Here is a 12318-nt window from a genome sequence, read left to right as displayed (position 1 = left end):
CACGGCCCTTCGCTCTCGCTCTCGGCTCTCCGCTCTCGGCTCTCCGCTCAGAGCCGGTGCAGCGCCGCCTCACAGAGCCGGCACCGCTGCTGCTCCAGCTCGGGCGGGTACCACGGCTCGCCCGGCCGGGCGGGACGGTAGTGGGAGTGCTCCATCGGGGCGGTGTCCAGCCCGCAGAGGGTGCGCGCCTGCGGGTCCTCCGGGACGTCCGGATCCTGGCCGGCGGCGTGCACCGCGACCACGCCCGGGCCGACGCCCTCGGGGCCGAGGGCCTGGTCCGGGGCCATTTCGAAGAGGACGACGATCGCAGCCACGGTCCCACCGTGGCGGGCGGCGGCCGTCCGCGCATTTCGATCTTCACCCCGCCGACGGGTTCGGCCGGGGCGGGATCCCGACAGGCCGGGCAGCTAGTCGCGGTAGCAGGGGCCGCCCGGCGACGCGTCCGGGGAGCCCATGGCGACGCCGAACAGGATGAACAGCACCACGGCCGCCACGATCAGCACCACCCACTTGACCTCCGGCTCGACCCCCTTCGGCAGCACCACTGCCAGCGCACCCTGGAGGACCCACAGCAGCGCGGTCATGCCGACCCAGGCCATCCACATGATCGGCCCGATCGTCGCACGGTGCGGTGTGTCCATCCCACGCGGGCAGTCCGCCCACCTCTGCCCGACCACTGCTGCGACCGACCAGGTGATCACCGCCGCCAGCGCGGGCCCGGCGAGGAGCCACACGCAGCCGCCTCTTCTTGCGTCCTCCGTCGATGCCATCCGCGCTCAACCCTCTCCTCAGTGCTCCCGTTCAGGACACACACGCCCCACGGGCCCGTCCGGTTCCCGCGCCCCGGGGACGGCCGAATCGCCCACGCACGTCGGGATCGTGGCGTCGTGGGCCTGTCGAAGCAGTGGACGCGTGCGCCAGGATGGCAGCGCACTTCGGACGACCGACCGGACCCAAGGAGCCGCACCATGGGCATCGCACGTCGTGAACTTCTCAGGTGGGGCGCGGGCATGGGCGCCACCGCCGCCCTCGGAGTCCTCGCCCTGCCCGGCTCCGCGTGGGCGGCCGCCGGCGCCACCACCCCGCGCGGCCTGCCGACGGACAGCTGGATGAGCCGACTGGACGACGGCCTCCCCCTGCTCGGCCTCACCATCCCCGGCACCCACGACTCCTGCTGCCAGAACCCCGCCTACGGCACCGAGTGGTCGCACACCCAGAACTGGGGAATACCCCAGCAGTTGACCGAGGGGGTCCGCTTCCTCGACATCCGCTGCAACGGCCTCCAGGGCGCGCCCGACGAACTCGGCATCTACCACTCCGACGCCTACCAGCACATCCGGCTCCAGGACGTGCTCGACCAGTGCCGGTCCTTCCTCCGGTCGCACCCCGGCGAGACCGTCCTGATGCGCCTGCGCAACGAGCGCGCCGGCGGCCAGTCGCTCGACGACGCCGAGTTCATGCGACGGGTCAACCACTACCTCGACGACCTGGGCTACCGCGGCCTGTTCCACTTCTACGGATGGCCGACCCTCGCCACTGCCCGCGGAAAGGTCGTCCTGATCGCCGACTTCGCCAACCCGTGGGGCCTGATCGACTGGTCCAGCGGCGAGAACGGCTGGTTCGACACCCAGGACCTCTGGCAGACCGGCGGCCTCGACCCGCTGGGCACGAAGGGCCAGCGCATCGTCGCCCAGTTCGACAAGGCCTTCCTCAATCCGGGCCATCCGAAGATGTTCGTCAACTTCCTCTCCTACGCCGGTGGTTACTGGCCGAAGACCAGCTCGCAGGCCCTGATGGACCGCACGATCCACCCGTACCTGAGCGCCCGCACCGAGCAGCGCGCCCGCTTCGGCATCGTGCCGATGGACTTCCCGGACTTCCACGTCAACGTGCTGCAGATGCTGATCGACAAGAACTTCGTCTGAGCGGGCGGGCGCGGCGGGCGGCAAGCCGTCGGTGAACCTCATCCGACCGCCTTCCGCATCGGCCCGGGGATGTAAATCCCTGGGCCGATGCGATGTGACGGCTGATCAATCCGTGGGCCGATGCCGCTCGCACGCCCCGCGTGACAGCGTTCCGCGCATGGACACCACGCCGACCGCCCGCCACACCGGACCGACCCGCCGCCGCATGCTGGGCACCGCGCTCGCCCTGGGCGCGGTCGCGCCACTGGGCCTCGCCCGCGCCGCCTCGGCCGCTCCCGCTCCCGCCTCGCCCACCGCTTCCGCCTCGCCCACCGCTCCCGCCTCCCCCGCGCGGCTCACCCTGCCGGCACCCACCGGCCCCTTCCCGGTCGGCATGGTGCCGCTGCACCTGCGCGACGAGTCCCGGCTCGACCCCAACGCCCGGCCCGGGAAGTACCGCGAGCTGATGGCCACCGTCTGGTACCCGGCCCGGTACGCGTCCGCGGACGCCGACGCGTACCCGCTCGCGCCCTGGATGACCGACGGCGCCCTGAAGGCCTTCCTCGACGACGCCGGCTTCCCGCTCCCCCTGTCGCTCGCCCCGCTCACCGCCGGCCACCGGGGCGCGCCCGTCCACCGGGCCGGCCGGCCGCTGCCCGTCGTCCTCTACTCGCACGGCGCGGGCAGCCACCGCGCCGACCACACCATCGTGGTCCAGGAGTTGGCCAGCCACGGCTTCGCCGTCGTCACCGTCGACCACACCCACGACGGGTTCACCGAGTTCCCGGACGGCACCGTCGTCACCCGGGACGGTGTCGCCCCAGGGCTGTACCCGAGGGACTACGCCGCCGACCTGCTCTTCCTCCTCGACCGCGTCGTCGACCTCGCCAACGGCCGCAACCCCGACGTCGACGGCCGCACCCTGCCGACCGGCCTGCTCGGCGGCCTCGACGCGCGGAACATCGGCGCCTGCGGCTGGTCCAAGGGCGGCACCGCCACCGCCCTCGCCATGGTCGCCGACCGGCGCATCCGCGCCGGCCTCTCCATGGACGGACCGATGGCGTCCAATCCCGCCATCACCACGGACATCGACCGGCCCTTCATGATGATGACCGCCGACTTCGCCCGGGCCGTCAACCCGTACGCCGAGACCTTCTGGGGCCACCTGCGCGGCTGGCGCCTCGACATCCAGGCCACCGGCGCCATGCACAGCTCGTACGGCGACAACATGACGCTGATCCCCCAGGCGGGCCGGCTGCTCGGCATGACCGAGCAGCAGATCCAGTCCCAGGTCGGCACCCTCGACCCCGACCGCGGCGTCCGCATCCAACAGGCCTACCCGCGCGCCTTCTTCGACCTCCACCTGCGCGGCCGCCACTGCGGCAACCTGCTCGACGGCCCGTCAAAGGCCTTCCCCGAGGTCGTCTACCACCCGTAGACCGGTACGACGGAAGGACACCGGGCGGCCGCCACGGGGGTGCGGCCGCCCGCCCCTACCGGTGCCCCGCCAGCACCGCACCCGTCCGGTACAGCTCCACCAGCAGCGCCCCACACGTTCGGGTTGGTGGTGCAGAAGAAGACCCGGCTGGTCTCCCGCTCGAAGTAGAATCGCCCCGAGTACTGGCCTCGGGCGACCGACCGGTCTTACGCCTCCCTGTGCAGCCAGTCTCAGTCCTTCCCCAGTTCGCCGGTGAGTTCCGGCGGGACTTGGCACAGGATGCGCTCCTCCTGCCAGGCGTCGGTCGACATAATGGCCGTCAGCTTCGCCGGATTGGCCTTGGCGAAGCCGTCCACCGTCACGTAGGTCGGCCCCGACACCACCGGCCGGGGATCCGAAGTCCCGCCAGGACGGCACCGATCCACCGCGCCTTTGACAGCGCACCGACGTCCGGGAGGCGGCGGTACAACGGATCGACGTCCATACGGATCACCGGTGTTGGTTCCGGCTTCGGCGTCGGCATCGTGAGGCCCTGCCGAAAGGTCTGCGCCGACCCGCAGGAAGCCACCGCAGCTCTCTAGATCGCTCATCTCCAACACCTCCACGCCGTCGCGCCTGCTGTACTGGAGGTACTCCTCACACTTCAGGACACCGCCGGCAGATGTCAGTTGGACGTAAGCGCCGTACCCGACCTCCTCGACCTCTCCATGCCTCCGGGTACCGGTGAGCTTCACCCCCGGCGCCAACTCGGTGGCCCTGTCTGCCTGGCACGCCGCAGGCAGACAGGGCCACCTCCCCCGGCTTCCCAGCCTCCAGGAACTCAATCGAACCAAGCTGCTCCGACCGCCAGACCCCGCGCCCACCGGCGCCTCAGTCTCCCCCACCGCGCAGGAGGCCAGCGTCGGCAACAAGGCGGCCGGGGCGATCGGCTGATCAGGCAGCGCGACACAGGGGCTTGAGCGCTTCTTCTCAACCGGGCGATCCATGAGCCGATCATCCCATTACAGCGAACGTCGGGAGCGTCCCATCCCACGAACGGATGAGGCGCTCCCGACGCCAACTCAACGAGACTACAGGAGCCCCGAACTACTGCCGGAGGAACGGCCCTTGGCGGGTGTCCACACCGGTCAGAATCAGTGCGTCCCCCTCTTCGTCTTTAACATATTGGAAGTAGCGATCGCACGTCATATAACCGTCTACAGAAGTGAGTTGGGCGACTGCACCGGACCCAGCGTCTTCCTGCTTCCCGTACTTCCACGTGCCGGTGAACTTCACTACCGTCGGCGACGACTTTCCACGACACATGGCGGGCAGCAGAAGAACCTCTCCGAGCTTGCCGCCTTCCAGGAACTGGATCGAGGAGACGCCCGCCTTCCAGGTCCCAATGACAGCCGGGTCGGGCGCCTTCCCCACCGCGCACGAAGCCGCCAGCGGCAAGGTGCCGATCAGGGAGGCAACCAGAACACGCGCCCCATGCCGAGCCCGCTCCCAGCCCATCCCCAGAGCCCCAATCACCCGATCCTCCGTTCCGAATATCTCAACGCGCCACTACTCGAAATCACTTGGGCGAGCGAAGTCGTCCGACGCAACGTACTTCCTCGCTTCACCGAGGATCAAGGCCTTGAGTTGTGCATCCGAAGCACCCGGGTTCGCCGCGCCGATCTTCTCACCCACCTTCCAGCCGTACTCATTGTTCACCAGATCCGAGATGTGGTCGTGGTATTCGTGACCTTCCCTAGCCCCATAGGCCTCGTGAGCATCTGCCAACATCTCGGCGTTCTGTCGGCCGTACTTGGCGGTGATCATGGCCTGCCAGGCGAAGTGCCTGAAGGCATTAACCCGGGGCGGGTCGCTACCCTTGTAGGCCTTCACGTCCTCGGGGTACTCCGCCACCGCAAACTCCGCGGCCCAGCTTGAGATTCGCTTCTCGTCTAGACAATCGAGCACAGCAGCCGTGTAGGCACAGGCCATCAGCTCCGACCTCTTGGCCTTACCCAGGACGATCGAGTCGTACGGCTGCGCCCCTGGAATCACCGTCTGTCCAGGCACCGTCTCATACTTAAAGTTGGTGTTCTTCTTGTACTCAGCCTCCAACTGCAGCCCGTAGGCCCGACGCGCGGCCCGCTTTTCAGCCTGCAGGTCGTCCGGGACGCTGCCGGACCAGCCATTGCCCAGCGGGAGCTTCTTGGCGATCATGAACGCCACGTACCCGGCCTTCCGGGCCGGTTCCCCGGCCTGGATTTCCGCGACGATAGTGTCGTGGTTCGGGCCCTTGTCATTTATCACCTTAGTGCCCATGTTGCTGCAGGTGGCGAAGCCGCTCGCACACTCCTCCAGCGCCATGCCGGTGGGGTCAGACTTGTCCACCGGGTTGTTGTTGCTGTAGGCGTACGCGTTCCACTGCTGCGGGTCTCCGGGGAGGATCAGCGGATCCGGGCTGAGGAAGCGGCCGGTGCTCGGCTGGTACTGGCGGGCGCCGAGGTTGGTGAAGCCGGTGTTGTCGTCCTTCAGGCCGCCCACGAAGCCCTTGTCGCCGGCCCAGGAGTTGGCAGCGCCGGAGCCGCGCACGACGCCGAACGGGTCGGTCCAGCGGCGGGTCTCCGTGCTGCCGGCCGAGTCGATGGAGAGCGTGCCGGTGTTGTGGTGGTCGGAGAACTGGTAGGTGAGCTTGGTCGGGCCCTGGCGGACCAGGGTGATGCCGCCGGGCATGGTGTAGTAGCGGGTGCCGGTGCTGGTCTTGCTGCCGGTGTCGTAGACGAGTTCGTCCCCGCCACCGAGGTTGACCGTGACCTTGCCCGGGTTGCGGCGGATCAGCTGGTTGCCGTCCGCGTCGTAGAGGTAGCCGGTGGTGGCGGTGCCCTGCTTCATCGAGGCAAGCTTGCCCTCAACGTCCCAGACCAGCTCTGTGCCGTTGGCCGCGTCCACCGCGTTCCAGGTGGGAGTGCCCCACTTGGACACCCAGCCCGGCGCGTAGACGATGAACTTGCCGTCGTCCTGGACGACCGCGAAGTACTTGCTACCCGCACCGATCCAGGTCTGCGAGGACCAGAGCGGGACGCGCTGCGGGTCGTAGACCACGAAGTTGCCGTCGTCCTGCATGGTCGCCCAGGCACCCGGATGGTTCTGGGTGTTGGTCGACCAGGTCACCAGGCCGGTCCGCAAAGAGGTCAGCACCAGGTTGCCGTCGTCCTGCATGGTCAGCTGGGTGGAGTTGGAGCGCACCGACTCGCCAGCCTTCAGCACGAAGCCCGCTCCCAGGGTCTTGTTGCCTCCCGGGTTGGCGATCTTGGTGGTGTTCCCGGCGGCGTCGTACTGGTTGGCGCCGGGGGCGCTGCCGTTGTTCGGGAAGGTGGACTTCACCGTCGTGGGTGCGTGCGGACCGCCGGTGCCACCGCCCGTACCGGCCGCGGTGGTCGGCGTGTTGCGGGTACCCGGGGTCGGGAACACCTGGTCGATGGTCAGGTCCTTCGAGATGTCGCCGGTCGGGTTGTGCATGACCAGCTTGGTGCGGTTGCCGACGGCGTCGTAGGTGTAGTCCTGCCAGTACGGCGCGCTGCCACCCACCGTCGTCTTCGCCGGCGCCACGGCGCCGCTGGTGGGCGTCGTGTTGGCGCACGCCCCCTGTCCGGCGAGCGACGGGGTCGGCTGCTCCAAGCGGCCGGTGTCCGACCATGCCGAGGTGATCCGGCCCAGGTAGTCGTGGGTGAAGCACTGGAGATCGGTCGCGGCCGGGTTGTTGTTCGGGATCGTCCGGATCGCGGTGATCTGGCCCGCCGGGTCGTAGGCGTAGGTGGTGTTCTGGACGGTGCCGGTACCTCCGGTCTGCTTGTCGACGTACTGGGTCAGAAGACGCCCGGTCGGCTCGTCGTACGTGTTCGTCGCGACGATCTGGGAACCCCACGGGTTCATCGTGGCGCGGATGTTCCGCCCGTAGGCGTCCCAGTCCGCCTGCCGAAGGTAGGTGATGCCAGCGCCGCTGATGTCGTTGAGCTTGCCGTACGTCTCGTAGTTGTAGTTGACCGACTCCTGCGCCAGGTCACCCGCTGCGGCGCGCCCGTCGGCGACGATCGCGCCGGTGATCGGGTCGTAGGCGGCGCTGTAGTCGAACGTCGTCTGCCCGGTCTTGCCGATCTCCTCGCCGGGGATGGAGAGGTTCGTCTTCGTCGGGCGGTAGGCGGTGTCGAGTTCGGTGATGTTCTTGCTGTACGCCGCACCGCTCGCCCCGCCGACGTAGCGCGTGGAGCCAGCGGGCTGGCCCTTGGCGACCGTATCGTAGGTGTAGGCGGTCAGCTGGTTGATCGCGGCGACCGAGCCGTTGTAGGTTCCGGTCTTCCGGCCCAGCAGGTCGTACGTGTACGAGATGACCTGACCGCGCGCGTCGGTGGTGGCCGCGACCCGGCCCGCCGTGTCGTAGGTGACGGTCGAGATCCCGGTTTCCGGATCGTCCGCCTTCACCTGGCGACCGCGCTGGTCGTGTGCGTAACTCCAGGTGTTCCCGGCGGCGTCGACGCGTGAAGCCGTCTGGCCGGCGGGGGTGTAGGTGTAGCGGGACACGTCGGCGTCGGCCGGGGTTCCGGTCGCTGTCGGCTTCCGGTACTGCCACAGCTCGATGGTGCGGCCGCGGGCATCGGTGACAGCACTGGTGGCGGTCGCACCGGTCGGCGGCGACACATCGACCCGATCCGCACCGGGGTACGCCGTGGTGGTCGTGGTCTGCAGCTTGCCGAGAGCAACGAACTGCATGCTGACCGGACGTCCCAGGCCGTCGAGCTCGATCACGCTCAGGTTGGGCACCTTCGCACCCTCGGGGATCCACCGGATGGTGTTCGGAGCGGTGGTGTCCTCGTAGTAGGTGTTGTACTTGCGGTTGACCCGGCCCTGCGAGTCGTAGAACGTGTCCGTGATCAGGCGGCCGTGGTACGCCGAGACCGCCGGATCGTCCTGGGTCTGCACCACCCGGCCCAGACCATCCAGGATCTGGGTGGACGTGCTGTGGCTGTTGCCGCCCGATCGCAGCGATGTGGTGGTGACGGTGCTCGGCGACTTGGCCGCGTTCACCGTGTAGTCGTAGGTGAAGTTGGCACCCGCCGCAGTGTCGCGTCCGGGAATCCAGACGGCCTTCAGCCGACCCAATCCGTCGTAACTCTCGATGGTCTTCCGACCGTTGGGATCTTCGGAGGTGATCGGAAGGGCTCGGGCCGGGTTCAACGTGACGGTGGTCGCGCGGGGCTTGCCGGCATCCGGCGCGCCGACCGGGGCCGGAGTGCCGGTGACCATCTTGTTCGGCAGCTCGCCGGGATTGGCGGAGCTGTACGCGGTGGTGACGACGGCGCCGTCCGGGTTGGCGGCGTCGCTGACGGTCGGATCGGTCGCGGAGGTGACTCGCCCGTACCCGTCGAAAGCGGCGGTCGCCTTGGTCACGTACTGCGCGGCACCATTGGCGTCGTAGCGGTCCAGCACCTGGGTCTCGGTGACGTCGCCCTTGGCGTCCGAGGTTCCGAAGCCCTGGCCGTCGTAGAGTGTACGGGCGCCGGAGACCGTGTTGGCCGACGACGCGTCCGCAGTACAGGCGTTGGGGCCGGAGATCACGTACACCTCAGACACCCGCCCGGTCACCACCTGGCCCGGGGAGGACACGTAGCGGTACCGGGTGCAGACGTCGGGCGTGCCGTCGGCGGTGCTCAGCGAGATGGTGATCCGGTTGTTGTTCCCCGGGTCCGTCGTGGTGACGGTCGAGGTGCTCCGGGTCCCGGTGGTCGTCACCGAGGTGGTGACGGAGGTGGACGTGGTGGCCAGGTAGTTGGCTACCAGGTCCGGCAGCCCGGTGCGCTTGTGGGTCGCGGTCGGCTTCAGGCCGGCGCTGCGCTCGTAGGAGTTGACGGTGTAGGCGACCGGCGCGCCCACAGGGGCCGCGGCGTCTGCGTAGGTGTCCTTCTCCAGGACCTGGCCGGACAGCCACTCCTCGTCGGGCTTGCTACCGCTCTTCACCCCGGCGACGGACGCCGCCTTGGCGCTCCCGTTCGCCTTGATGTCGCCGTTCATGCCCTGGTAGTAGCTGGTGGTCGACTTCGCCTGCGCCCCGTCCTTGCCGGAGCCGGTCACCGTGGTGACGCTTGCGTAGCCGCGGAACTGGTCCCAGGTCCGGTAGTCCGACTCCACCAGCGCACCGTCGCTGCGGTGCCAGGCCGCCGGTCCGTAGGTGTACGAGGTGGTCATCGACACCGCGCCGGTGATCAGCTTGGCGTTCGGGTCGACGGTGACCGTCTCCACCGGGTACCGCAGGAACCAGTCGTCCACCGTGGTCTGCACGCCGGTGTCGAACCACTTCACCGGGAAGCAGCTCTTGTCGTTGCTGTCCGCAGAGGTCGGCATCCTCCCTGCCGTGCGCGAGCAGGACTCCTTGGCGTACGACACCAGGATCGTGCCGCCGGTCTCGGTGCTGATGACCGCCAGACGCGGACGGTTGTAGCGCGGACGCGCCGGCACCAGGCCGTCCACCCGGTTGGGCAACAGTTCGTCGGTGAAGGTCACCTCCGGCAACGCCTGCTCGGACTGGCCGTTGGCGGTGTCCTTTCCGGTGCGCTTCACTGACTGCAGCCAGGCGATCGGCGCGTTGTCGGTCGCGTTCTGCGGTGTCTTGAACTCATGGACGAAGTCGTACTGGTCCACCGGGCGGTAGGTCCCGCCGGAGCGGATCGAGGTGGTGATGGAGTTCAGCCACAGCGTCGACCAGTAGGTCGGGGTGTAGTTGGCGCACGCGCCGGTCTCCAGGCACTGCTTGTCCATCGGCACGTCCGGCCAGTTCGCCGCGTTCGCCGTGGTGCGCTGTGCCGGATCACAGATCGCCCCGGACTTGCAGCGCTCACCGGCGGTGAAGTCGATCTTCGCGGCGGGCTGGAACGCGCCGTTCGCCCCGAGCTGGTCGGACAGCAGCTGGCCGTAACCGATCGTGGCGAGGACACCGCCTCGGGTGTACGGGGTCAGCTCGCCCTTGCCGCCGTTCTGGGCGCCGCCTCGCGCGTACCGGTTGAGTTCGGGGGTATAGGAGTAGGTGGTCAGGTTGCCGTGCGAGTCGACCACGTAGTCCAGGTTCCAGCGCCAAGCGGTCTGGCACCAGGAGCCCTTGCCCTTAGCCGCCTCGTAGCACGGGTCGCCGGGGTTGGGCGAGTACACCGGCACCGACCAGGCCGACTTGCTCTCCGGGCCGACCTTGGCCGGCGTTCCGTTCGCCGTCGGGAGCTGGTTGAGGCCGAAGTAGAAGACGGTGCCCGAGGTCGTGTCGGTCACCTTCAGGTACGAGCCGTTCCAGGTGCCGTTGTCGGCGCCGGTGAGGAACTCGACTTTGGTACCGTCGTCCCGCCTCAGGCGCCAGGTGCACTTCGACAGCTCGTCGGTGGCATTGCCGGACACGCAGGAGGCGTCGTCCGGAACCAGCTCACCGGAGTGGCCGCCGAGCGACAGTGTCAGGTTCGGGCCGCCCCAGCACTGGTCACCCGACCCGGGGATGCCCGCCTTGTCGCAGCCACGGTATCCGCGCTCGACGAAGCCACCGCCGAGGTCCCAGCCGTCGCCGATCCAGGAGGCCTGCGCATTGGTGGAGGCCGTCTTGCCGTCCACCGCCGAGGAGTCGTAGCCGAGTGACACGGACGGCGGCGTGCCGCCCAGGGCCGGCGGGACCACGATCGGGTAGGAGTAGGTGAACGAACCGGAGGAGCTCCCCGCGGCCCAGGCCTGGCTCGGCGAGAGCGAGGTGGCGCTGTAGGTACCGGTGCCGCTCTGGGGGGCTCCGTCCAATGCCAGCAACAGCTGCGGCGCGGCCGCCGCGGTTCCGGCCGAGGCCGCCTCGGACCGCTGCTGTGCGCTGGCCGCGCTCGCGGCCGCCAACTCGACGTCCGCGACCAGTCGCTTGGCCTGCTCGTCGTAGTGCGCGGCGACCGGCGTGCCGGTCCGGCAACCGTCGGCATCCGGCGTGGTCAGCGCGCACTCGGGCAGGACGGTGAGCCGGGCGCGGTGGGCGAAGTCACCGCCGAAGCCGATCGACCCGAGGTCGAGCCCGACCTGGACCTTTCCGGGCTCCTCCGCGCCGTCGCCGCGCGAGAGCGAGATCAGCGCACCCGGCGCGCCCGCGGCGGCGGCGGTCTTCGGGTCGGCTACCTGCACCTGCACCGAGGCCGCCGGCGCCGCCCCGGCGATCGGCGCGAGCCACACCGGCAGGTCGCCCGCCTGCCTGGAGGCACCGGAGGCGGACTTCCGGCCGTCCGACGCCGCGGCGTTCCTCGAGGCCGCCGGTGCAGCGTCGAGCGCCACCACGGCCTTCCCGTGCTTCGGCTGCGGTGCCGTCTTCGGCGGCACCCAGTTCGGCGAGCCGGTCGGCAGCGGTGCCGCCTGGGGCTTGTCCGCCTTCCCCGGGACCGAGGCCGTCCGCTGAAGCGGCGTGTTCGGCGGTGTCCAGATCTTGTCCTTGCCGTCGCCCGACGGTGCCGCGAAGGCGGGCGCCAGCGGCGACAGCAGGGATCCCAGGACCGCCAGCGCACTCACCACCGCGGTCCGGGACTTCACTCGTGTCGAAGGTGGCCCCTCCCGGCCCATCATTCGACGGAATCGGACATGACTCACCAACATCACTACCCCCCAGGTTTCATAACGTTTCGTCATCCGTGCACAGCGCGAACGAATGACATCCCGGCGGAGAGTAAAGCGGGGTATCGCCACCGGTCTAGGTCGAACCAAGCCGATGAGGGAAGTGACAAGCATCACAGTTCTTCCGAATCAGGAACCGCTGGGCCAAACCGGACAGGCTTGTGGCGATATGCAGTTGACGGGCCGTTTGCTGGCAACGGTAGTTTGCTGACCAACTCTGCACGCGAGCTTCGCAGAGTCAGATCCCTGGCCGCTTTATCGGATCAGGACATCTCTCGTGGGGGGACTTCACCATGCCTGCCGCTCCGCTCGGAGCCACATCCGGCGCACGCCGTT

General features: G+C 68.9%; 7 protein-coding genes. 2 read left to right on the top strand and 5 right to left on the bottom strand.

Annotated features, from left to right (window positions below; genetic code table 11):
* Window positions 1-47: 47 nt before the first annotated feature.
* The gene (locus ABZ449_RS00195) at window positions 48-314 is read right to left on the bottom strand and encodes a hypothetical protein (RefSeq protein ID WP_360337541.1); all 267 of its coding nucleotides are present in this window, start codon (window positions 312-314) and stop codon (window positions 48-50) included.
* A 93-nt stretch (window positions 315-407) separates the two neighbouring features.
* Complete coding sequence (locus ABZ449_RS00190; RefSeq protein ID WP_360337538.1) at window positions 408-770, bottom strand: hypothetical protein; 363 nt, start codon at window positions 768-770, stop codon at window positions 408-410.
* A 198-nt stretch (window positions 771-968) separates the two neighbouring features.
* Here ABZ449_RS00190 and ABZ449_RS00185 point away from each other — a divergent pair, with 198 nt between their 5' ends.
* Together ABZ449_RS00185 and ABZ449_RS00180 are read left to right on the top strand one after the other, a co-directional pair.
* Entirely contained in the window at window positions 969-1925 is a 957-nt protein-coding gene (locus ABZ449_RS00185) for a phosphatidylinositol-specific phospholipase C (protein WP_360337535.1), read from the top strand.
* Between the two features lie 157 nt (window positions 1926-2082).
* A complete protein-coding gene (locus tag ABZ449_RS00180; protein WP_360337532.1) occupies window positions 2083-3342 on the top strand; it encodes an acetylhydrolase in 1260 nt (419 codons plus the stop codon).
* A 230-nt stretch (window positions 3343-3572) separates the two neighbouring features.
* Here ABZ449_RS00180 and ABZ449_RS00175 read toward each other — a convergent pair whose 3' ends face one another.
* The 3 genes from ABZ449_RS00175 to ABZ449_RS00165 form a co-directional block, all read right to left on the bottom strand.
* A complete protein-coding gene (locus tag ABZ449_RS00175; protein WP_360337529.1) occupies window positions 3573-4076 on the bottom strand; it encodes a hypothetical protein in 504 nt (167 codons plus the stop codon).
* A 352-nt stretch (window positions 4077-4428) separates the two neighbouring features.
* Window positions 4429-4857 (bottom strand): hypothetical protein, encoded by a 429-nt coding sequence (locus tag ABZ449_RS00170; RefSeq protein ID WP_360337527.1) that lies wholly within the window; start codon window positions 4855-4857, stop codon window positions 4429-4431.
* Window positions 4858-4890: 33 nt separating this feature from the next.
* Complete coding sequence (locus ABZ449_RS00165) at window positions 4891-11901, bottom strand: RHS repeat-associated core domain-containing protein (RefSeq protein WP_360337524.1); 7011 nt, start codon at window positions 11899-11901, stop codon at window positions 4891-4893.
* Window positions 11902-12318: the final 417 nt, after the last annotated feature.

This window comes from Kitasatospora sp. NPDC005856, from assembly GCF_040629945.1.
Lineage (GTDB): Bacteria > Actinomycetota > Actinomycetes > Streptomycetales > Streptomycetaceae > Kitasatospora.
The sequence above is the reverse complement of the archived record's forward strand: the minus strand, read 5'-3'. Positions and strand labels throughout refer to the sequence as shown.

Excerpts from the sequence above, each read along its gene's own strand:
- ABZ449_RS00190 (WP_360337538.1), bottom strand. The coding sequence starts at position 770 with ATGGCATCGACGGAGGACGCAAGAAGAGGCGGCTGCGTGTGGCTCCTC.
- ABZ449_RS00185 (WP_360337535.1), top strand. The coding sequence starts at position 969 with ATGGGCATCGCACGTCGTGAACTTCTCAGGTGGGGCGCGGGCATGGGC.
- ABZ449_RS00180 (WP_360337532.1), top strand. The coding sequence starts at position 2,083 with ATGGACACCACGCCGACCGCCCGCCACACCGGACCGACCCGCCGCCGC.